Genomic DNA, 21,971 nt, shown 5'->3' on the forward strand with positions numbered 1-21,971 from the left:
TCAGCCTCCGTTCACCCAGGTGTCGTAGAACTGGAGCCGAGCCGACGCGTCGAAGGTGATCGCGTGCGCCCGGGGCCCGACGCCGATCGCCTGCGACAGCTCGATTGTGGGGATCCACAGACCGTTGTCGAGGATCTGCTGCTGCGCCTGCGCGAAGAACCTGTTGCGCGCGTCGACGTCGGTCGTCGACAACTCGCCGACGAAGGCCTGCTCGAGGGCCGGGATGGGTGTGGCCTGTTGGTTGAGGTTTCGCTGCTCCACCGAGAACGACGTCCGCAGGATGTCGCCGTCGCCGCGGGTCGAGTTGTAGTACGTCGCCTCGAAATCACCGCTGTTCTGGCGCGAGACCGACTCGGGGAGCGACACCAGGTCGAGCTGCGCATCCACCCCGACCTTCCGGAGCTGCTGTTGCACGAGCTCGAGAATGGTCTGATTGCCGGCGAACACTGCGCTGAACAAAATGGAGAAGCGCAACCGCGTGCCGTTCTTGGTCCGGATGCCGTCTGATCCGGGCGTCCAGCCGGCCTGCTGCAGGATCGATCTCGCGCGATCGGGGTCGAAGGTGACCGCGTCGGCACGCCGGTAGCCCGGGGTCTTCACCGACAGCACCCCCGTCGCCGGCAAGAAGTCGTCGCCGAGAACGGTGTCGACCAGTTCCTTGCGGTCGATGGCCGGGATCAGGGCACGCCGCACCGCAGGGTCGGCGAGGACGCCGCGCGACACGTTGGGCTGGAGGCCGAAGGTGAGGCCCGGGTTGGGTGTGGTCCTGATGGCGCCGCCGGTGTTCTCGATCAGGGGCGCATCCTGCGGTAGCGCGTCGCTGACGGCGTCGAGCTGACCTGAGGACACGGCGCCGGTGCGCACCCCCGACTCCGGGACCACGGTAAACTGGATCGCGTCGAGATACGGCTCGCCGGTGTGCCCGAAAGCCGCCGAACCCCAGGCGTATCCGGCGCGTCGAACGAGCTTGGCCGAACGGTCCTGCTGGTAGTCGGCGTAGGTGAACGGCCCTGATCCGACGATCCCCGACTGGCACCTCGTCTCGGGCGATTCGGCGTTCGTCGATGCCGCGAGGATGCCGAGCTGCGGTGTCGACGACGCCTGCAGGAATTGGCCGTTCGGGGCGGAGAAGGTCACGCGCGCGGTGAGCGGATCGACAACGGTGGTACCGGTGTAGCCGGCGAGGTAGCTGGCGGCGAGCGGCGCCTTGACCCCGCCCAGTTTCTTCACGATCGCATCGAGGGTGCGTGCGACGGCGGTCGCGTCGACCGGCGTGCCGTCGCTGAACGTGACGCCCGGACGTAGGCGGAAAGTGAACTCGCGCGAGGTGGTGTCGACCTGCCAGCTCTGCGCGAGCCACGGCACGATCTCGCCTGTCCTGGGGTTCTGATCGGTGAGCGAGTCGACGATCTGGCGGGTGACGTAGATGGTCTGATTGCTCGAGGACTGCGCCGGATCGGCGCATGTCGGCGCGAGGGAGAGCCCGTACTTGAGCGTGCCCCCGCGCTGCGGCGGACCGCTGTCGTCACCCCCGACGCCCGTGCCGGCGCATCCCGCCACGACCAGCACGAGTGCCGTCGCGAGCATCGCCACGCGTGCCGATCTCGTGGCGGAGGCGGGGCGGGACTTCATCGGGGCAGAGACGGTGCGCATCACAGACGATCCTCGGCGCGACCCCGCCGCACCCGACAGGGTTGCGCCCACGCTGACGGTATGCCGCCGACGGGAGGCGACCGGGAATATCCTCGGCCGCCCGCCGCGGTCCTGGGGCTACTCCCCTTCTTCGGCGAGTCGGAAGCCGACTTTGAGGGTCACCTGGAAGTGGGCAACCTCGCCGTTCTCGATGTGGCCGCGGGTCTCGACGACCTCGAACCACTCGAGGTTGCGCACGGTCTTGTTCGCGCGGGCGATCGCGCCCTTGATGGCGTCGTCGATGCTGGTCTGCGACGCCCCGACGATCTCGGTGATGCGGTAGACGCTGTCGCTCATGTGGTTCTCCCTTGGGCCGGTGGCGAATGTCCCTGTCGTGGAACGCGGTACAACCGTCACCCTAGGTCCGGGTGCGCCGCCGGCGGGACGGTTCGACCCAGCCCGGGGGAAACGTGGCACCGTTGACCCATGAGCGGCGATGCCACGAGCGACGGACCCGAGCGCACCCCCGACGGGCGCTACATCGTGGTGAAGGGCCGCAGGTGGCGCGCCACCGATCCGGAGATCCCCGCCGAGCGCGACGCCGAACTGCGGTCGATCCTGATGGCGTGGCGCCGCGAGGTGAAGCGCACCAGCGGAGCGCCGGAATCACGCGCCGGGGTGCAGGCGACGAAGCTCGCCCTGGGCGAGCGCGGCACTCCCTGGTGGGAGCAGACGATGGCCGAACGCCGCGCACGGTGGGAGGCCGACGTCGCACGGCCGGACTGACCCCGACAGGGCGTCATGGTCAGCGTGTACGCGCCCGCAGGAACCGACCGGCACGTGTGGTGACCGGCGCGAGCGTGCCGTACTCGGCCACGATCTGGCCGCCGACGACGGTCGCCGCGACCGCCGCGTCGTTGCGGTTGACCATCCGTGACACCCCCGTCCCCGGGAGTTCGGCCTCGGCGTAGCGCGCCGACGAGCCGTCGAACCCGGCGGGATCGATCACCGCGACATCGGCCCGTCGACCGACCTGCAGGTGGCCGGCGTCGAGGCTGTACCAGTCGGCCAACTCGCCGGTGAGCCGGTGTACCGCCGAGTGGACCGGCATGAACCCGCGCTCGTGGCACCGCTCGAGGAACCGGACACCGAAGTTGTAGAACGCCATGTTGCGCAGATGCGCACCCGAGTCGGAGAAGCCCACCTGGACCTCGCCGCTGCGCGCGATGGAGTCGAGTTCGTCGTCGCGGTCGTTGGCGATCACGGTCCGCCATCGCAGATCGGTGCCGTGCTCCACGGCCAGATCGAGCAAGGCGTCCGCGGGGTCGATACCGCGGTCGGCGGCGACATCGGCGAACGACCGACCCACGACCGAGGAGTCGGCGCACGAGACGATGAACGCGTCACCGAGGTCACGGTGCCACACCCGCTGACCGAACCGCTTCGAGATGTCTTTGCGGAACGCCCGCCGGTAGGTCTCGTCCTTCAACAGTTCGGTCCGCTCCATCGTGTCGCGGATGTCCAGTGCCGCTGTGCCCGAACCGAATTCCTCGAAGACCACGAGATCGACGCCGTCGGCGTACACCTCGAACGGCACCGGCAGATGCTGCCAACGGAAGTCGCCTTGGAAGACCCGGTTGATGATGCGCGCGCTGATGGTGGCGGCTTTGATCACGGTGCGGTCGGCTTTGATGTCGGCCGCGGAGATGAGGCTGGTGCGCAGTGCCGGTCGCCCACCGAAGGGGATCGACTGCGCGAAGTACTTGGCGATCTCGAGCCGTCGCGTGAGGTTCGGGGTGCTCTGGTGTACGCGCCCGCGGGAGCGGACCTCGCGGTTGAGCCGGCGGAACTCGCGCCACGTCCCGAAGGTCGACGGCAGCTGCCGCGCCGGCCAGCGGGTCCCCTCGAGCTTGGAGAACGAGCTGCGGATGGTCGACAGACCGACGAAGCCCGCGTCGAGCGCGTCGGCGACCAGAGCGCTCATCTCCTCGATCTCCGCCGACGTCGCCGCCTCGCGAGTCGATCGTTCCATCCCCATCACCGTGGTGCGGATGTCGGAGTGGCCGATGAAGGCAGCGACGTTGGCTCCCAGCGGCAAGGAGTCGATGTGTTCGACGTAGCTGCCCGCGTCGTGCCAGACCTTGTGCTCCTTGACCGCTCCCGCGACCACGTCCCACGGAAGCGCCTCGACACGGGCGAAGCAGTCGGCGATGTCGTCGGGGGTGCCGTGGACCGTCGACAGCGAGCAGTTGCCCATCACCACCGTCGTCACACCATGTCGAGTCGACTCCCCCAGACCGGGATTGCCCAGCACCTCGGCGTCGTAGTGGGTGTGGACGTCGAGGATGCCCGGGATCACCCACTTGCCGTCCGCGTCGATGGTCCGCGACGCCGTCGCCGCCGACAAATCGTCGATCGCGGTCACCGTGTCACCGGAGATGCCGACGTCTGCGCGCACCGGAGCGGTGTCGTCTCCGCTGAACACGGTGCCGTTGACGATGAGGACGTCGAAGTGGGTCATGGCTTCTCCTGGTCGGCCGGCGCGGGTCGATACCATCGGTATCGGATACCGACAGTATCGTACTCGGGCAGTTAGTGTTGCCGCGTGTCGAGGAACAGAACGGTGCCGTCGCGCCCGTCCCGCGACGACGTGCGCGCACGCATCCTCGACGCCGCGAGGGACGAGTTCGCGGCGAAGGGTTTCGCCGACGCCCGGGTCGATGCGATCGCCGAGGCGGCAGGTTTCACCAAGGGCGCCGTCTACTCGAACTTCGGCGGCAAGGACGACCTCTTCTACGCGCTCCTGCACCAACAGATCGACACCCGCACCGATCTGGCGGTCGCGGTGCTGGCCGATCTGCCCCCCACGATCGAGGCCGCGATCGCCGAGCTCGGCACGCGTCTCACGGCGTCGATGAGCGGCAACCGTGAGTGGCAGATGTTGTTCTTCGAGTACTGGGTGCGGGCGATGCGCGACCCGCAGCGACGGGCCGCCTACGCCGAACATCGCCGAGCGGTGCGCGCGCAGATCACCGAGCGGATCGAGTTCGCGCTGGCGCAGACATCGGTTCGGCTCGACATACCGGCCGACCAGATGGCCCTGGTGATCCTCGCCCTCATCAACGGACTGTCGGTAGAGGCCTTCGCCGACGACGACGCGGTGCCGTCCACCCTGCTCGGCGACGTGATCGGCGGGCTGCTCACCCGACCCGCGCAGCAGAGTTGACGGCACGCACGACCGAGCCATCGCTCGGCAGTCGGGCCCGTCCGTGATACTGGTGTAGGCGGACACGGGCAGACCCCCGGAACAGTCCACGTACTACGAGGCGAAGGCGATACATGAACGCGAAGCAGCCGACCATCATCTACACGCTCACCGACGAGGCGCCCATGCTGGCGACACACGCATTCCTGCCTGTGGTGCGCGCCTTCGCCGACGCGGCCGACATCACGGTCACCTCGAGCGACATCTCCGTGGCGAGTCGGATCCTCGCCGAGTTCAGCGACACCCTGCCCGAGGATCAGCGGGTGCCCGACAACCTCGGCGAGTTGGGTCGGCTGACGCAGTTGCCCGAGACCAACATCATCAAGCTCCCCAACATCAGCGCCTCGGTCCCCCAGCTGCGCGCAGCGATCAAGGAGCTGCAGGACAAGGGCTACGACCTGCCCGAGTACCCCGGCAACCCCAAGAACGACGAGGAAGCCGCGATCCGCGACAAGTACACGAAGTGTCTCGGCAGCGCGGTGAACCCCGTTCTGCGCGAGGGCAACTCCGACCGTCGCGCACCCAAGGCGGTCAAGGAGTACGCCCGCAAGCATCCCCACAGCATGGGCAAGTGGTCGATGGCGTCGCGCACCCACGTCGCGCACATGGAGGAGGGCGACTTCTACCACGGCGAGAAGTCGATGACCGTCGACGGCGACCGCGAGGTCCGCATGGAGCTCACCACCGCCGACGGCGAGACCCATGTGCTCAAGCCGAAGGTGTCGCTCACCGACGGCGACGTCATCGACAGCATGTACATGTCGAAGAAGGCGCTCATCGAGTTCTACGAGGAGCAGATGCAGGACGCCTACGAGACCGGCGTCATGTTCTCGCTGCACGTGAAGGCGACGATGATGCGGGTGTCGCATCCCATCGTGTTCGGCCACGCGGTCCGCGTGTTCTACAAGGAGGCGTTCGCCAAGCACGGCGAGCTGTTCGACGAGCTCGGCGTCAACGTCAACAACGGCCTGTCCGATCTCTACAGCAAGATCGACTCGCTGCCCGCGACCAAGCGCGAGGAGATCGTCGACGACCTGCACAAGTGCCACGAGCACCGGCCCGAGTTGGCCATGGTCGACTCCGCGCGCGGCATCACGAACTTCCACTCCCCCAGCGACGTCATCGTCGATGCGTCGATGCCGGCGATGATCCGCTCCGGCGGCAAGATGTACGGCGCCGACGGCCGCCAGAAGGACACCAAGGCCGTCAACCCCGAATCGACGTTCTCCCGGATCTATCAGGAGATGGTCAACTTCTGTAAGACCAACGGGCAGTTCGATCCCACCACCATGGGCACCGTCCCCAACGTCGGACTGATGGCGCAGAAGGCCGAGGAGTACGGCTCGCACGACAAGACCTTCGAGGTCCCCGCGGCCGGTGTCGCCGACATCGTCGACAACGCGACGGGTGAGGTGCTGCTGACCCAGAACGTCGAGGAGGGCGACATCTGGCGGCTGTGCATCGTGAAGGACGCACCGATCCGTGACTGGGTGAAGCTGGCCGTCACGCGTGCCCGCGACTCGGGGATGCCGGTTGTGTTCTGGCTCGACCCGTACCGCCCGCACGAGAACGAGCTGATCACCAAGGTGCGGACGTACCTCAAGGACGAGGACACCGACGGCCTCGACATCCAGATCATGTCGCAGGTCCGCGCCATCCGGTACACGATGGAGCGCCTGATCCGCGGGCTCGACACCATCTCGGCGACCGGCAACATCCTGCGCGACTACCTGACCGACCTGTTCCCGATCCTCGAGTTGGGCACCAGCGCGAAGATGCTGTCGATCGTGCCGCTGATGGCGGGCGGCGGGTTGTACGAGACCGGCGCCGGCGGTTCGGCCCCCAAGCACGTCAAGCAGCTGCTCGAGGAGAACCACCTGCGGTGGGACTCGCTCGGTGAGTACCTTGCGCTGGCGGTCAGCCTGGAGGACCTGGGCAAGAAGACCGGCGACAAGCGAGCGACCCTGCTGGGCAAGGCATTGGACTCCGCGACCGGTCGCCTCCTCGAGGACGACAAGGGTCCGTCACGCAAGACCGGCGAGCTCGACAACCGCGGTAGCCACTTCTACCTCGCGCTCTACTGGGCGCAGGAGCTCGCGGCACAGACCGAGGACGAGGGCCTTGCGAAGCATTTCGGTGAACTGGCGGAGAGGTTGTCGAGCAACGAGGACACCATCGTCGAGGAACTGGCGAAGGTCCAGGGAGACAAGGTCGACATCGGCGGCTACTACTACCCCGACTGGGACAAGACCGCCGAGGTGATGCGCCCGAGTTCGACGTTCAACTCGGCGCTGGAGTCCGCGCGCGAGTGACCGGCGCACGGCGCGGATCCTGACCGTGCGGCGATGTCGTGTCGCGACGCTGCGACTGTTGGCCGGCGTCACGATCGTCGCCGTCGGGGTCTTGGCGTCGCCACACGCATCGGCCAACACCAGAGACGTTGTCGATGTACCGCCCGGTCGGATCCCTGTCACCGCGGTGGTCACCCCATCGGGTGCTCCATCATCGAACGCGACTGCTCCTCCTCGGACGTCGGCGCCGCAGCCGGTGGAGGGTGAGGACATGGAGGTGGAGAACAGTCCCTGGGTCGCGCTCTTCCTCTTCGCGGGGCTGGGTGCCCTGGTGGGCAGCGCCCTCGTGGTCGTCAGGCGCCGACGCGATCAACACTGAACCAGCCAGCGGGATCACTCAGCGGGTTGCGTTGGTGACTCACGCTGCGTCATCGAAGACGCAGTCCTGTGGCCAGGTGATGTCGAAGGCGCGCTGCACCGGGTGTGGCGATTCGACGCATGACTCTTCTCCGCCGTCGGTGAGGTGGCGTCGGAGGAGTTCGTCGATGCGGTGCAGGTGGTTGGCGCGGAGTTTGTCGGGTGGGTCGGTGTTGCGGCGCCAGCCGTATTGGCCCTTGTCGGGACCATCGGCGATCTTCTCGGTGACCCATTGATGCGGTTCGATCCCGACGGCCCGGTTGTGCGGTCCGCACGCGGGCGCCATGTGGGTGGAGTCGGTGAGTCCGCCCTCAGCCCAATCCGTTTCGGCGTGATGCATCTCGGTGTGCGCGAACGGGACACCGCAGTCGCCTTTGCTGCAGCCGCGGTACTGCGCGAAAGCCATCAACCGCTGTGCCTGTGACGCAAGGCGGCGGGTGCGCCCGAAGAACAAGGGCTCGTTGGTGACGTCGCTGAACACCGCGAGATGCGTCTGGGCGCCGGCGGCGAGCTTGACCACGTCGGTCATCGGGAGGTCGCTGCCGGTGGCGGTGTGCGCGACGCCGGCGTGTTCGCGCAGTTGGGCGTCGGTGATGGAGACGATGATCTGTGGCGGTAGCCCACGGTGCGAGTTGCCGAGCAGTCCACCGTTGACCGCGGCCTCCAACAGAGCTTTGAGGGCGTCGTGGTTGCGTTGGCTCTGCGAGCGGCAATCCCGGTCCGCCGCTTCTCGGAGGAGTGCGGGGTCGGCGTCGCCGTGATCGCCTTTCGGGGATTGCTCGTCGTCGGGATTGTTCATGCCCGGTGCTGCCCACTTCGCGAGCACCACATCGAACAGCGCGCGGGTGACCGGATCCAGGGTGGCAGTGAGTTTCGACATGAGCTGCGAGTCCTGGCAGCCGAGGTTCAGCTTACGGTTCCGGGCTCGGTCACGATCATCGGTCAACCGGCCGTCGGGATCGAGATGCGCGAGGATGCGTACCCCGGCCGCGGCGATCTCTTTCGGTGTGAGTGTGGTCGCGAACTCGGCGAGGGTCTTCTCTGCAAATTCCCGGTGCTCAGTTTCGACCGCGGTCGGGATCTTGGCCAGCACGTCCAACACGGCGTGGACGTGGTCGGGTCCGATCGCACCAGCGGCCAACTCCCGTGCCGTGTTCGGGCACACCGGTGGCAGCTTCTCTCCGGTCATCGCGTGCAACGACTCCAGCGCCTGCACTTCTTTCAGACGCTTCTTCGGTTGCGTCACGCGCAGTGTCGTCCGCAGGAACTCGGTCAGGTTCACACATCCCACGGCGCGGTGGGCGTCGCGGTCAGAGACCTCGAGGATCCGGCGATTGCCGACGGCCTCGAGTTTGCGGGCGATGCGCTCGTGGCGGATGGCAAGATCCGCGACCTCCTCCTCGGTGCACGAGGAGGAGTCGGCGGAAAGGATTCTGTCCACGATCTGTTCCAGGGCAGCGTAATCCGATTGGATGTCGTTCATCGGTCTGCCCCCTCCCCAGGTGGTTCTGTACATCTATCCTAGCACGGATGTTCGAGGGATGTGAGGTTGAATTCAGTGAATGTTGTTGAACGCTGGTGTATTTCGCTTGTCTGGTTGCGTTCTACTGCCGCTGACGGTGCGGAAGCCGGTCGCCGAGTGTGCGTTGTCTCGTCGTCGGGTCACGTCGTGTGGTGAGCACACTCGACGGCGTTTCCACACAGTCAGCGCAGTCAGCCTGGTTGGCGGCCGAGTAGCCACCAGGTGAGGACCAGGTCGTCGGTGCGGTCGAGATCGAGGCCGGTGATGTCGCTGAAGCGGCTCACACGGTTGCGAACGGTGTTGCGGTGCAGGAAGAGTGCCGTGGCCGTGTCGTCGACACGCCGGTTGTTGCGCAGGAACGCCGCGACGGTGTCGAGTATCTCGGCACCTGCCGCTCCCCGGGCACGCAGCGGCGCGAGGTGCACGTCGGCGAGGTGGCGGGCGGTGTCGTCGTCGACCGCGAGCAACGGCAACGCACCGAGGTCGGCGAGTTCCACGATCCCGGTACGGCCGAAACGTGCTGCTATGTCGAGGGTGTGTCGAGCGCGCCGGTAGGACGAGCCGGCGTTCGCCGGGACCTCCGGCGGTCCGACCGCGACGAGCGCGTCGACGACAAGGTCGTCGGGAACATCCGGCAGGAGGGCGACATAGTGGGAGTCGACCACCGCATCGACGACGGGGATGTCCCGCGCAGCACACCGAAGTCGCACCGTTGCACGGACATCGGAGCCGAACCGTGGATCGTCGTGCTCGGCGCAGGCGACGGAGTAGTGCACATCGGGCCGGACACCGTGTTCGGCCAGGCGGGCCGGCAGCGACGCCGCCGCGTACTCACCCTCGAGAAGGCGCCGAAGAAATGTACTGCGACGCGCGGCGAGGGAGACCGCGTCCTCCTGCAGGACGGCGTTGATGACCGCGGAATACGATGTCGCCCAGTGCCACATCATGTCCTGGAGATCGTCGATCACCTCCGGAGCCATCCCGCGGGCAGTGGCACGTTCGCGGATCACCTTGGCGAGCAGTCGCGCTCCCACCTGGATGCTGTGCGCGACGAGCTCGAGCGGGATCTGCTGGGTCGACCACAGACGAGCGAGTTCGGTCAGCTCGACGGTGTTGATCTGAGGCGAATCGCTGCGCACCTGCCGCAGGACCATCTCGAGCACAGCGCGGGTGTTCCGTTCGATCTCGTCGCGAGCGATGAGGTCGTACACCGGGATCCGTTCGCGATAGAGCGCGGTCAGCTCCGCCGCCATCCCGTCGATCTCGACCTCGGCGTCGTCGATGAGGGAGGCGATGCGCGCGGCGGCCTCGCGTTCCCGGATATCCGATGTGTCGACGTCCATCCGTGTCACCCTCGACCGTTCCGTCATCTGCGTGCGTGCAGCCGTCTGATCTCCGGTGCGACCGCCCTGCTGCGACGGGTGAACACCGACGTCTGGAGCGCAGCGCGCCCGAGGAGCAACGCCCATCCGACACGAGGGTAGATCATGCGGGACGCGCGCCGCTCGATCGCGGAGACCAGGTGCGGGGTGATCGCGTCGACCGTGCTGACGGCGCCGAACGGACCCGGGAGCGCCTCGAGGAGAGCGGCGAAAGCCGGTTGGGTCTCGAGTTTCCCCGTCACCATGGCCGTGTCGATCCATCCCGGATGGAACGACCCCACCGACACCCCGGTACCCGACAACTCCAGTCGTAGCGAGTCCGCGAACGCCTCGAGTCCGGCCTTCGCGGCGGCGTAGGCGCTGTGCGCGGGCTGGTGGGCGAACGAGGCCCACGAGCACGTCATCGCGATGTAGCCGCGGGTCTCGAGGATGGGGCGCAGGCCGGCACGCACGATGTTGTGTGCGCCGATCAGATTGACGTCGATCACCCGCTGCCACTCGCCGTCGGCGAGAGAGTCGACCGGACCGAACACCGACACCCCGGCATTCGCCCACAGCACATCGATCCGACCGTGCTCGTCGACCACCTCGGCGATCACGCGCGCGCACGCCTGCGGGTCGGTCACGTCGAGGACATGGGTGCTGACCTTGCCGCCGATGCTCGCGGCAGCCCGTTCGAGGGCGTCGGCGTCGCGGTCGAGCAACGCCACCACGGCCCCACGCGACGCGAGGCCACGTGCGGCCGCCACACCCAGACCGCCTGCGCCACCGGTGATCACGACCACCTGTCCGGCGACCGAATGTCTGCTCACGAGAACTCCTCTGGTCGATCCGGTAGCTCGATGACGCCCAGTGCCGACTCGGTGAGACTCCCGAGGATGAGGCGCGTGCCCTGGCGCACCACAGACGTCACCATCGCGTAGTCCGCGGTCGACGACTGCAGGTCGTACACCACGCGTCCATCGCGGTCGACGGCCATCACCCAGGTGGTCTCCACCCCGGCCCGCAGACCCTCGGGCAGGCTGTAGACGAGCCGACGGAAGAACCCCGGCAGCGTGGCCAGCAGGTCGAGACGCCGATCGCGCGGGTTGGCGATCGAGATCCAGGTGAGGTCGCCGTCGGCAGAGATGTTGTCCGGGAAACCCGGGAGGTTCTCGATGACCGCTCCGCCGCCTCCACTGTGGCGACCGAGACGGTAGCTACCGGTCTCGGCCACGGCGATCCACTGCTCGTCGTCGTCGACCACCAGACCGTTCGCGAAGTCGAGTCCGTCGACCAGGGTGCGGACCGTGCCGTCGGTGTCACGCACCAGAAGGCGCCCAGTACTCGAGTGTTCGAGCAAATCGGCCAGATAGTCCTCCAGGCCGAAACGACGGGTCGAGGCGGTGAAGTAGATCCGACCCGACGGGACCCGGACCACGTTGGAGGCGAAGTTCAGCGGCTCCCCGTCGACCGCGTCCACCAGCACCGTCACCTCGCCACCGTGGACATCGACCTGCAGCAGTCCGCGCTCGCAGTCGCACACGAGCAGGGTGTCATCGTCGACCACCGCGATGCCCAGCGGCCGACCGCCGGTGTTCGCCACCGTCTCGACGGTCGCGGGGGCATCGTCGTGCAGGGTCACCCGGAGGATGTCGCCGCTGTCGACACCGGTCAGCACTCGCCCCTGCGAGTCGAGCCGGACGTCCTCGGGGCCCACACCGGGCAGCTCGACGCGCCGCAGGTCACCCATCGGTGCGGCGCTCTCGGTGCGACTCGCGCGTTCGGGGTACGGCGGCGGGTTCCAGCGCCGGGGCCGCACCTGCGGCGTCGGTCGTTCCGGAGCGCCGAGCGGTACACCCGGCGTCGCCGCGCATGAGATGACGGCCGCGACCACCCCGGCCGACGACCACGGCGCACCGTGACCCTCGTGCGCCAGCGGAAACGCGTGGCGCCCGGGACCCGACGCCGACAGCGCCATCGCACCCGGTTCGACCCGATGGTCGGCGAGTCCGTAGACCACGTCGACCGGGCACGACACCGCCGACAGCCGGTCGCCCAGGGTCGCCTCGTCGAGGTAGAGATCGATGGCGTTGCTCTCGTCGACGAACTCCTTCAGGGTCCGCGCGGCGAGATCGTCGACCGCGAACTGCGGAACCCGCCGACTCGGGGCGAAAGCCGTTCCCAGGCCGCGACGTAACGATGACGCGGGGAGCGCCGACCAGATCGCACGCCCCAGGAGCGGAACGCGCAGAATGCGTTCGGAGCCACTGCTCGCGGTCAGACGGCTCGCGACGGTGGGCGGGGTGGCGACCAGGATCAGCCGCTCGACGAGCGACGGGAACTGCTCGGCCAGCGCCGTGGCGACCAGACCACCACGTGAGTGTCCGACGATCGTGGCCGGTACGGCGCCACTCTCGCGGAGAAGTCGGGCGACGGTCAACGCGTCGTCGGGGATCGAGGCGCCACCCACCAGGTGCGGGACGAGAGTGCGGACGGTGCCGCCGAGAAGCTCCTCGACCCGCGTCCACGTCGCCGGCGACCCACCCAGACCGTGCAGCAGCACGACGTCTCGACCGGTCATGCCGATTCTGTTGCGCGCAGGGCCGACATCTCGCGTTCGAGAGCGGGCACGGTCGACGATGCCCGCAGGCCCACGCCGATGTCCCAGAGCCGCCCGGTGAACACACCGCGCACCTTGTCGACGGCGGCCAGCGCGGCCGGCACATAGACCTTGCGGCTCCGCTTCTCGATGCCCGTCACGAACGCCGCAGCGCAGTCGTCGACGTCGGTCACGACACTGAACGGCCATGGCAGACGCTGGATCCCCTCACGCACGGCGTCGATCTTGTCCTGCGCCTCGTACATCGGGGTGCGGATCCACGCGGGGTGGGCGACCCCGACCGACACACCCTTGTGCGCGACCTCGAGTCGCAGCGATCCCCCGAACCACTCGACGCCGGCCTTCGATGCCGCGTACGCCGATCCGCCGGGGACGTTCTTCAGGGCTGCTGCCGACGACACCAGCAGGATGTGGCCGCGCTGGGCGATCACGTGGGGCAACGCCGCGTGCACCGTCCGCATCACACCGATGAGGTTGACCTCCACGGTACGGACGAGAGCGTCTATCGGGGTGACCGCGACCGTTCCCGCCTCCGCCACACCGGCATTGGCGATGACGACATCGATGCACCCGTACTCGTCCACCACCGCCGCGACCGCGGCGGTGACCGATGCACTGTCGGTGACGTCGGTGCGGAGTCCGATGTGTCGGTTGCCCTTCGCACGCGGCAGGGCGCCGGCCGCGCTCGCCGCGGCGTCGGAACGGTCGAGGATCGCCACATGGGCGCCCTTCGACGCCAGCAGTCGCGCCGTCGCGGCACCGATGCCCGACGCGCCGCCGGTGATGACGACGACCTTTCCCCCGACCGAGATCCTGCGGCTCACGAGTGTCCTCCTGCTGTTCGGGTGAGATGGTCTGAGTCACGGAAAGCCGTTGCACGCCGGCGATATCCGACGATGCTCGCGGGCCACAGGTTGCTGTTGCGGCCGGTGGCGTCGAGGTACCAGCTCGAGCAGCCGCCGCTGGTCCACACGGTGCCGTCGGTGAGTTCATCGACATCTCGGACGAACGCCGACTGTGCGCTCTCCGTCGGTTCGACGGTCGCGGCGTTCCGCCTGCTGCGCAGGGTCATCGCGGCGTCGATGTAGCGCAGCTGCGACTCGAGCATCATGATCACCGAGGTGTGGCCCAGCCCGATGTTGGGTCCGTGCATCAGGTAGAGGTTCGGAAACCCCGCCACCGACGTCCCCATGTGGGCGCGCTGGCTCTCACCCCAGTGCTCGGACAGCGTGTAGCCCTCGGGGCCGGTGATCTCGTCGGTCAGCGGGAGGCGGCTGGTGTCGAAGCCGGTGCCGAAGATGATGACGTCGACCTCGTGCTCCACGCCGTCGGTGTCGACCAGCCCGCGGGGGGTCGCGCGCGAGATCCCGGCGGTGCGCACGTCGACATTGCCCTGGGCGAGCGCCGGATAGTAGTTGTCGGAGATGAGGATCCGCTTGCACCCCATCCGATAGTCCGGTGTCAGCTTCGCCCGCAGCTCGGGGTCGGTCACCGCGTGCGCGAGGTGTGCGCGCGCCTCCTTCTCGCCGATCGCCATCAGCTTGGGGTACCGGAAGGCAGCCAGCTTCAGCTCCCGGATCGCGAACACCTTGGCGCGACGGAGTTTCTGCACGCCGGGGATGAGCCGGGTCGCGGTTCGTGTGCGCCGCGAGATGGGCGCGTCGTGGCGGGGCATCACCCAGGGCGCGGTGCGCTGGAACAGCGTGAGCGACGACACCACCGGCTGGATCTGCGGGACGAACTGGATGGCCGAGGCCCCGGTACCCACCACCGCGACACGGAGGTTCGTCAGGTCCAGCGAGTGGTCCCACTGCGCGGAGTGGAACACCGGTCCCTCGAACACATCGAGGTCGGCGATGTCGGGGATGACGGGGTCGGCCAGCGCACCGGTCGCGAGAACCACGTGGTCGGCGGTGGAGATCCCGCGTTCGGTCTCGAGGACCCACCGCGACCGGGCGGGGTCCCAGTTCACCGATGTCACCGCGCACCGCGTCCGAAGTCTGGGCATCAAGCCCTGGTCGCGGGCGACTCGCTCGAGATAGGCGCGGATCTCGGACTGGCGAGCGAAGATGTTGCGCCACTCCGCACTCGGGGCGAACGAGAAGGAGTAGAGGACGCTCTGCACATCGCAGGCGGCGCCCGGGTAGGTGTTGTCGCGCCACACGCCGCCGAGCGATGCGGCGCGCTCGAAGATCACGACGCTGCCCTGGTGATGGTGGGCCAGTCGGATCGCGGCGCCGACGCCGGCGAATCCCGATCCGATGACGGCGAGGACGTGGTGGTCGCCGCCGTGGGTGGTGGTGGGTGTCATGCGTGGGTTCCTCTCGCGGAATCGGTGAGGGATCGCTCGGCCCCGGAGTGCGTTCTGGCCGCCTCCGACCACTCGCTCACCCAGTCCGGGAGTGATTGCGGCAGCGCGACATCGACGTCGAGGGCGAGGAGCTGCTCGGGCAGGATCGATGCGCCCGCGCGGTCGAGGTAGCGCACCGCGACCACAGCGATCGCGTGGGTCACCTCGCCCACGTGGAACTCCTGCTCGTAGTAGGCGTTACGGGCGTCGACGCCGATCATGGTGGTGCGCACCTCGTAGCGCGTCGCCAAGGTCAGAGGCTTGCGGTAGGTGATGGTCTGCGCGACGACGACCGGGTGCCAGCGTCGGGCGCGCAGGGCGCGCCACAACCCCGTGTCCGACATGTAGGCGATGCGGGCGGCGTCGAGTATCGACAGGTACCGACCGTTCGTCATGTGCATGAGCATGTCCAGGTCGGACGGCAGCACGCGGAACGGCGCCTCGAGTGAGGCACCGACCGGGGCGGTCCCGCTCGCGCGCAACGGCTTCATCGCGAGGATCCACCGCACGGTCATCAGCATGTCCACTCCCACCATGTCCCTTGCCCACGTCCGGGCCCGATTCATCGTGATGCACCGACGGGCGACGTGACAGGGACGCAACGACACCATCGGTGCGGTATCGATGTGCACGGCGCACACCGAGGCGGGTTCGGTGTCGTGCGTCAGCGGCGGTCCGGGGCCCCGTCGTCGGTGACGTCGAGCAGGGTTCCCTCGCTCACGAGCTCACGACAGTGCGCACACACGATGAGTGCCTCGAACCTCTCGCCGCAGGTGGTGTGGCGGAACTCCCGCCGCTGCGTGTCGGGCGGACTGTGGGTGTCGCCCCAGGTCTTGAGCACCAGCAGGACCCTCGCGAGGTCGCGCCCTTTGGCGGTGAGGAAGTACCCGTCGCGCTTGGAGCCCTCCCGATAGGGGCGGCGTTCGACGATCCCCTCCTCGACCAGCTTCCGGAGACGTGTGGTGAGGACATCCCGGGGCGCGCCGGTCGCGGTCGCGATGTCGGTGAAGCGGACCGCGCCGAGAGCGAGCACCCGGACGACATGCAGCGACCACCGATCACTCACGGCGTCGAGCGCCACCGACAACGCGTCAGAAAGTTGGACTTTCAAACCAAGTGCCTCTACATTGAGTTGGGATTTCCAACTACCTTACCGGAGGGTCGGCATGTCCGAATCGACATCAGCGGTGTCCGCGCCCGATCACGGGCCACGTCACGCGGCCGACGATCGCGGCGTCACCCCGCAGACACCACCGACGTCGGCGGTGAAGCGAACCCGTCCGCCGGTTCGCGTGTGGCTACAACCGCTGGTGATCGCGGCGCTCATCGCGATCGCGTTCATCGGGATGTACGTCGGGCTGTCGCGCGACCCGTCCCCCCACCAGGTCCCGGTCGCGGTCGTGGGCGCAGATCTCGGCGGTCGATTGAGTGAGGCGCTCGGCGACGCGGCGCAGGTGCAGATCGTCGGCGATCGCGCAGCCGGACGTGACCTCGTCGCCGGGCGCGACGCCGTCGCCGTGGTCTCGCAGACGGCGCCCACCACCCTGACCCTCGAGGTCGCCGGCGCCAACGGGCCGTCGACGGTCGGCGCGGTGCAGCGTCTGGTGGGCGTCTACGCCCGTGCGACCGGTGAGCAGGTCGTCGTCGACGACGTGAACCCGTTGGTGCGCTACGACAGTCGTGGCACCGCCGGCTTCTACGTCGCGTTCGGCGTGACGCTCGCGTCGTTCGTGCTCGCGCAGATGTTGATGATGGCCGCCGCCCAGATGCATCTGCGCCACCGACTCCTCACCATCACCGTGTTCTCCGGCGTCGTCGGCGTGCTGGCCTCGGTGCTCGCGGGTCCCGTCTTCGGCGCACTCCCCGGCCACTTCGTCTCCTTGGCCGTCACCCTCGCCCTGCTGTCGGCGGCAACGGCTCTGGCGACCAAGGCTCTCGCCGCCTGGTTCGGGCCCGTCGGTGTGCCGATCGCGACCATCCTGCTGATCACGATCGGCAACTCGACCAGCGGGGCGACGATCGGCGTCGACCTGCTGCCGGGCTTCGCCCGCGTGTTCTCCGAGATCCTCCCGCCGGGCGCGGCCATCCGGTCGATCACCGACCTCAGCTACTTCGGCGGGGCACACCAGTGGTCGGGATGGCTTGTGCTGATCGTGTGGATCGTCGTCGCCGGCGGGCTCACGCTGCTCAAGGAGCGCAGGACCGCCGGGCGCGACGCCGACTGAGGGTCATCGTTACTCCTGATCGAGCAGCAGCTCGACCGTCGACCGCGCACGCACCCACGGTTCCACCGCGTTCAACGACGTCGACAGGGCGGCCGCGCCCTCATAGATCAGCGCGATCCGCCGTCCGAGCAGGTCGGGGTCATCGGCGCCGAGGTCACGACAGACGTCGACGATCGACTCGGCGAACGCCTCTTTCTGTCGGTGTACGAACTCGGCCACCTCGGGCATCACCGCCGCCGCCTCGACCGCCGCATTGTGGAACGGGCAACCGCGCATGAGCCCTCCGTCGGGCTCGGGAACGGCGAACAGTGACATCAGCCGCTCGCGCGGGGTGTCGGCCGGTGCGTCACGCGGGGCCACCACCATCTCGACGATGCGCGCGAGGTACTGCTCCACCAGGTTGACCTTGCTCGGGAAGTACTTGTAGAGAGTCCTTTTCGAGACGCCGGCCTTCGAGGCGACGAGGTCGACGCCCGTGGCGTTGATGCCCTCGACGTAGAACAACTCCGTCGCGGCGGCCAGGATCCGATCTCGCACGCCCGGTGTCGCGGTCGCTGTCGTCTCCGTGGTCATGTTCGTCACCTGGTCCGTTCGTGGTCTACCCTTGCCCCAGCAATGTACACCGATCTGTTTACGAGTGCGTCCGGGCTCACGACAGGTCTCGCCGACCACCGAGGAGCACACCGTGCCCGACACCGCGGATTTCGTGACGATCGACGTGTTCGACCGGCCATCGGGAGGCCCGTGGATGTGGAGCCGGAGGGTGAAGAAGGCCCTACGTCAACCGATTCCGGGACTGCGGTCGGCGACGGTGAACCACTCCAACCACGCGACACATTCACTGAGCCTGAGGAGCTTCGTGCCACCGGGACGCGCCCTCGTCGCGGCGTGGGACTCACCGGAGTCCGCCGCCGCGGCCTTTCGCGGACCACTCGCCGTCGCGGTGCGAGGCGGAGGCGGATTCCACCTCGACGGCGAGGTGGCGCGGGTGAGCCGCGAGCACGACGGCGACAACTGGCACGGCTGGGATCCCTGCGACGAGGGAAGCGAGACGATGCGCCTCGACGAGCCGATGGTCGTCGTCGTGCACGGTGTCCTGCGGCCGCGACACCTACTCGGTTTCGTCCGCAACAACGTCCATGCGGCGTCGCGTGCGGCCTTTCACCCCGGACATCGCGGCAGCGTCGACGTCTCGTCGGCCCTGCCGTTCGAGCACACGTCGATCAGCATGTGGAAGACGGTCAAGCTCGCGCGTGATTACGCCTATGCACCCGGCGGGCACGCGAACGCGATGAAGCACGCGCGCACCGCCGACACCCACCGGACCGGGTGCTACCTGCAAATCCGGCCGGTCGCGAGCTCCGGAACGCTCGGCCTGGCCGAGCCGGTCTTCCCCGATCTGCCTGCGGCGCAACGCAGCGGTTAGGCGCACGTCCGCCCGGTCAGACCATCCTGCGCACCACCGACAGCGGGAGCACCTTCATGGCCATCGAGATCGGCGCCCACGGCCATGTCGGGACATAGGCCTTGTGGGTCCGCTTCTCGATCGCCCTCACCATCGCGCGCACACCGGTCTCGGTGTCGACCATCAGCTTCGGCTTCTGCTCGATGTGGTCGTTCATCTCCGAGGCGATGTAGCCGGGGTAGATCACTGACACGTCGACGCCGCGGATGTTCTCCGATCGCACCCCCTCGGCGATGGCCGCGACACCGGCCTTGGTCGCGGCGTAGCTGGTCATCGCCTTGCGCATCCCGCGCAGCGCCGACACCGACGAGATCATGACCAGGTGGCCGTGGCCCTGCGCGCGGAACAGTTCGAGGGCCGCCTCGGTCTGCGAGAGCGCCCCGACGAAGTTGGTCATCGCGGTGCGACGGTTGGCGTGCTGCTTGCCGGTGCCCAGGGCCGCGCCCGAGCCCGATCCCGCGTTGACGATCACGCGGTCGAGTCCGCCGAGGCGATCGGCGAGATCACCGACGACGGTGAACACCGCCTCGTCGTCGGTGACGTCGAGAGCGGCGACCTCGACCCGGCGACCCGGGTGGGCGGCGACGATCTCCGCACGCAGTTCCTCGAGCCGGTCGGTTCGGCGCGCGCACAGCGCGAGATCGTGCCCGAGAGCGGCGAACTGCCGGGCCATCTCGGCGCCGAGTCCGGAACTGGCCCCGGTGATGAGTGTCGTCATCGGGGCGCTCATCGCTTCACCCCGTACGACCCCAGCTCGATGCGGGCGACCATGCCCAGGTGCACCTCGTCGGGACCGTCGGCCAGTCGCAGGGCCCGCGCGTTCGTCCACGCCGCGGCCAGCGGGAAATCGTCGGAGAGTCCGCCGCCGCCGTGCATCTGTATCGCGAAGTCGATGACCTCCTGCGCCATCCGCGGCGCGGCGACCTTGATCTGCGCGACCTCGCTGAGGGCGTTGGACGGCCCGCCGGTGTCGAGTTTGTAGGCGGCGTCGAGGATGAGCAGTCGGGTGGAGTTGATCGCGATGCGCGCCTGCGCGATCCGTTCGCGGTTGCCGCCGAGGTTCACGATCGGTGTGCCGAAGGCGATGCGCTCGCTGCCGCGGCGACAGGCGAGTTCCAGCGACTTCTCGGCGAGACCGACGACCCGCATGGCGTGGTGCACGCGGCCCGGCCCGAGTCGTCCCTGGGCGATCTCGAACGCCTGTCCCGGACCGGAGATGAAGTTCTCCCGCGGGACACGGACGTCGGTGAAGGTGACCTCGCCGTGGCCGCCGGGCTCGTCGAAGAAGCCCATCGTCGGCAGCATGCGCGCCACCTCGACACCGGGTGTGTTGCGCGGGACCAGCACCATCGAGTGCCGATGATGGCGATCGGCGTCGGGGGCGGTGAGGCCCATGACGATGAGGATCTCGCATTCCGGGCTGCCCACGCCGGTCGACCACCACTTGCGACCGTTGAGGATGATGTCCTCGCCGTCGGCGACGGCGGTGAGCTCCATCGTCGTGGCGTCGCTGGAGGCGACGTCGGGCTCGGTCATGCAGAACGCGCTACGGATCCGTCCGTCCAGCAACGGTTCGAGCCACTCCTCCCGCTGCGCCTCGGTGCCGTAGCGCAGCAGCACCTCCATGTTGCCGGTGTCGGGGGCGTTGCAATTGAACACCTGCGGGGCGAGCGACGACCGGCCCATCGCCTCGGCGACCGGCGCGTAGTCGATGTTGCTCAGCCCGACACCGCCGTCGGTGCCGTACTTCTCGGCGTAGTGCATCTCGTGACCGGCGGGCAGGAAGAGGTTCCACAGACCCTCGGCGCGCGCCTTCGTCTGCAGCTCGGCCATCAGCGGAAGGGGCTCCCACGGGTCGCCACCGGAATTGCGGAGCCGTGCGATCTCGCGATGGTGATCGTGCTCCACCGGCTCGATGTGGGTCTCGATGAAGGAGCGGACACGATCGCGGAGATCGGTGGCCCGCGGTGAGTGGCTGAGGTCCATGAACTGAACCCTAACGATCGCCGGTCTAGCGCGACCTCGACAGCTCCTCACGGGCGGGGTGATCGGTCTCGACCAGTTGTCGGGCGAGGTCGGCGAGTTTGACGTTGCTGTCCTGGGACAGCCGACGGAGCAGCTCGAAGGCCTGCACCGCGTCGATGCCGAAGCGTTCCATGATCATCCCCTTGGCCTGGCCGATGATGTCTCGGCTGGCCAGGGCACTGGTGAACTGACTCGTGCGCTCGCGTGCCATCCAGGCGTTGGCGACGTGCGCGGCGTAGACGAGACCGATCTCCTCGTTCTCGATCCCGAAGTTGCCGGGGACCCGGGAGTACAGCGTGAGCGTCCCGAGCTTCTCGTCGGCGGTGTAGAGCCGGAACGACAGGATCGATCGGAACGGCACCTCGGCACGCGCCTGCGCGGCGTACTCGGGCCATCGGTCGTCGGTCTGCAGGTCGTCGATGCGGACCACGGCCTCCTCCCACGCCGCAGCGAGGCAGGGGCCCTCACCGTGCGCGGTCTGGATCTCGTTGTGTCGGGTCGCCAGCGGGTCGGTCGAGAACTCGGTGGTCAGCGAGTTCCTGCCGTGCGTGATGGAGATGCTCGCGGCCTCGGCGCCGGGCACGTGCTCGATGGCCCCACCCACCACGTCACCGAGAACCGCCTCGGCCGGCCGGTCGTCGGCGGCATGCAGTCGCCGGGCCACCTCGGCGATCGCCACATGCACGTTCGTTGTCGTTTCCTCGCCCATCCCACATCCTCGGTCGGTACCGCTCACTGCTGCGAACTGTATCGACCGGCACCGGTCGGGGTGTGGGCGTCCCACCGTCAGCCCGG

At 68.1% G+C, this 21,971-nt stretch carries 21 protein-coding genes; 6 read left to right on the forward strand and 15 right to left on the reverse strand.

Annotated features, from left to right (window positions below; genetic code table 11):
• The gene (locus tag ACLBW1_RS09445) at window positions 1-1,632 is read right to left on the reverse strand and encodes an ABC transporter substrate-binding protein (RefSeq protein WP_447812148.1); all 1,632 of its coding nucleotides are present in this window, start codon (window positions 1,630-1,632) and stop codon (window positions 1-3) included.
• A gap of 138 nt (window positions 1,633-1,770) precedes the next feature.
• On the reverse strand, window positions 1,771-1,989 hold the full coding sequence (locus ACLBW1_RS09450; protein WP_447811577.1) for a dodecin: 219 nt from the start codon (window positions 1,987-1,989) through the stop codon (window positions 1,771-1,773).
• Between the two features lie 129 nt (window positions 1,990-2,118).
• On the opposite strand from ACLBW1_RS09450, the gene ACLBW1_RS09455 reads away from it, so the two are divergent.
• Window positions 2,119-2,418, forward strand: a complete 300-nt coding sequence (locus tag ACLBW1_RS09455; RefSeq protein WP_447811578.1) for a hypothetical protein — start codon at window positions 2,119-2,121, stop codon at window positions 2,416-2,418.
• A 19-nt stretch (window positions 2,419-2,437) separates the two neighbouring features.
• On the opposite strand, the gene ACLBW1_RS09460 is transcribed toward ACLBW1_RS09455, so the two are convergent.
• Window positions 2,438-4,153 (reverse strand): N-acyl-D-amino-acid deacylase family protein, encoded by a 1,716-nt coding sequence (locus tag ACLBW1_RS09460; RefSeq protein WP_447811579.1) that lies wholly within the window; start codon window positions 4,151-4,153, stop codon window positions 2,438-2,440.
• Between the two features lie 84 nt (window positions 4,154-4,237).
• Here ACLBW1_RS09460 and ACLBW1_RS09465 point away from each other — a divergent pair, with 84 nt between their 5' ends.
• The 3 genes from ACLBW1_RS09465 (at window position 4,238) to ACLBW1_RS09475 (ending at window position 7,567) form a co-directional block, all read left to right on the forward strand.
• The gene (locus ACLBW1_RS09465; RefSeq protein ID WP_447811580.1) at window positions 4,238-4,858 is read left to right on the forward strand and encodes a TetR/AcrR family transcriptional regulator; all 621 of its coding nucleotides are present in this window, start codon (window positions 4,238-4,240) and stop codon (window positions 4,856-4,858) included.
• 113 nt (window positions 4,859-4,971) lie between these two features.
• Window positions 4,972-7,209 carry an NADP-dependent isocitrate dehydrogenase gene (locus ACLBW1_RS09470; RefSeq protein WP_447811581.1) on the forward strand — a complete coding sequence of 746 codons (2,238 nt, stop codon included), beginning with the start codon at window positions 4,972-4,974 and terminating at the stop codon, window positions 7,207-7,209.
• Between the two features lie 250 nt (window positions 7,210-7,459).
• The gene (locus ACLBW1_RS09475; RefSeq protein WP_447811582.1) at window positions 7,460-7,567 is read left to right on the forward strand and encodes an LPXTG cell wall anchor domain-containing protein; all 108 of its coding nucleotides are present in this window, start codon (window positions 7,460-7,462) and stop codon (window positions 7,565-7,567) included.
• A 39-nt stretch (window positions 7,568-7,606) separates the two neighbouring features.
• Here the strand turns inward: ACLBW1_RS09475 and ACLBW1_RS09480 are convergent, their stop codons facing one another.
• From ACLBW1_RS09480 to ACLBW1_RS09515, 8 genes are all read right to left on the reverse strand, one after another.
• Window positions 7,607-9,088 carry a DUF222 domain-containing protein gene (locus tag ACLBW1_RS09480; RefSeq protein WP_447811583.1) on the reverse strand — a complete coding sequence of 494 codons (1,482 nt, stop codon included), beginning with the start codon at window positions 9,086-9,088 and terminating at the stop codon, window positions 7,607-7,609.
• 230 nt (window positions 9,089-9,318) lie between these two features.
• Window positions 9,319-10,470 (reverse strand): PucR family transcriptional regulator, encoded by a 1,152-nt coding sequence (locus tag ACLBW1_RS09485; RefSeq protein ID WP_447811584.1) that lies wholly within the window; start codon window positions 10,468-10,470, stop codon window positions 9,319-9,321.
• A 23-nt stretch (window positions 10,471-10,493) separates the two neighbouring features.
• A complete protein-coding gene (locus tag ACLBW1_RS09490) occupies window positions 10,494-11,321 on the reverse strand; it encodes an SDR family NAD(P)-dependent oxidoreductase (RefSeq protein WP_447811585.1) in 828 nt (275 codons plus the stop codon).
• Entirely contained in the window at window positions 11,318-13,072 is a 1,755-nt protein-coding gene (locus tag ACLBW1_RS09495; RefSeq protein ID WP_447811586.1) for an alpha/beta fold hydrolase, read from the reverse strand. Before ACLBW1_RS09495 ends, ACLBW1_RS09490 begins: the two co-directional genes overlap by 4 nt.
• A complete protein-coding gene (locus ACLBW1_RS09500) occupies window positions 13,069-13,935 on the reverse strand; it encodes a short-chain dehydrogenase/reductase (RefSeq protein ID WP_447811587.1) in 867 nt (288 codons plus the stop codon). The genes ACLBW1_RS09495 and ACLBW1_RS09500 overlap by 4 nt, the downstream gene beginning before the upstream one ends.
• Window positions 13,932-15,422 (reverse strand): flavin-containing monooxygenase, encoded by a 1,491-nt coding sequence (locus tag ACLBW1_RS09505; RefSeq protein WP_447811588.1) that lies wholly within the window; start codon window positions 15,420-15,422, stop codon window positions 13,932-13,934. The genes ACLBW1_RS09500 and ACLBW1_RS09505 overlap by 4 nt, the downstream gene beginning before the upstream one ends.
• Entirely contained in the window at window positions 15,419-15,982 is a 564-nt protein-coding gene (locus ACLBW1_RS09510; protein ID WP_447811589.1) for a thioesterase family protein, read from the reverse strand. The genes ACLBW1_RS09505 and ACLBW1_RS09510 overlap by 4 nt, the downstream gene beginning before the upstream one ends.
• A 143-nt stretch (window positions 15,983-16,125) precedes the next feature.
• Entirely contained in the window at window positions 16,126-16,527 is a 402-nt protein-coding gene (locus ACLBW1_RS09515; RefSeq protein ID WP_447811590.1) for a winged helix-turn-helix transcriptional regulator, read from the reverse strand.
• Window positions 16,528-16,627: 100 nt separating this feature from the next.
• Between ACLBW1_RS09515 and ACLBW1_RS09520 the strand changes: the two genes are divergently transcribed.
• A complete protein-coding gene (locus tag ACLBW1_RS09520) occupies window positions 16,628-17,686 on the forward strand; it encodes a hypothetical protein (RefSeq protein ID WP_447811591.1) in 1,059 nt (352 codons plus the stop codon).
• 9 nt (window positions 17,687-17,695) lie between these two features.
• Here ACLBW1_RS09520 and ACLBW1_RS09525 read toward each other — a convergent pair whose 3' ends face one another.
• Window positions 17,696-18,259, reverse strand: coding sequence for a TetR/AcrR family transcriptional regulator (locus ACLBW1_RS09525; protein ID WP_447811592.1), 564 nt, complete (start codon window positions 18,257-18,259; stop codon window positions 17,696-17,698).
• Window positions 18,260-18,371: 112 nt separating this feature from the next.
• Here ACLBW1_RS09525 and ACLBW1_RS09530 point away from each other — a divergent pair, with 112 nt between their 5' ends.
• A complete protein-coding gene (locus ACLBW1_RS09530; protein ID WP_447811593.1) occupies window positions 18,372-19,112 on the forward strand; it encodes a hypothetical protein in 741 nt (246 codons plus the stop codon).
• A gap of 16 nt (window positions 19,113-19,128) precedes the next feature.
• On the opposite strand, the gene ACLBW1_RS09535 is transcribed toward ACLBW1_RS09530, so the two are convergent.
• Genes ACLBW1_RS09535 through ACLBW1_RS09545 form a run of 3 tightly spaced genes read right to left on the reverse strand, consistent with a single transcriptional unit; the run spans window position 19,129 to window position 21,861 of the window.
• The gene (locus ACLBW1_RS09535; RefSeq protein ID WP_447811594.1) at window positions 19,129-19,881 is read right to left on the reverse strand and encodes an SDR family oxidoreductase; all 753 of its coding nucleotides are present in this window, start codon (window positions 19,879-19,881) and stop codon (window positions 19,129-19,131) included.
• Window positions 19,878-21,137: an acyl-CoA dehydrogenase family protein gene (locus tag ACLBW1_RS09540; protein ID WP_447811595.1), complete on the reverse strand. Its 1,260-nt coding sequence runs from the start codon at window positions 21,135-21,137 to the stop codon at window positions 19,878-19,880. Before ACLBW1_RS09540 ends, ACLBW1_RS09535 begins: the two co-directional genes overlap by 4 nt.
• 25 nt (window positions 21,138-21,162) lie before the next feature.
• Window positions 21,163-21,861: a GAF and ANTAR domain-containing protein gene (locus tag ACLBW1_RS09545; protein ID WP_447811596.1), complete on the reverse strand. Its 699-nt coding sequence runs from the start codon at window positions 21,859-21,861 to the stop codon at window positions 21,163-21,165.
• Window positions 21,862-21,971: the final 110 nt, after the last annotated feature.

The sequence above is a fragment of the Williamsia sp. M5A3_1d genome, assembly GCF_053345315.1.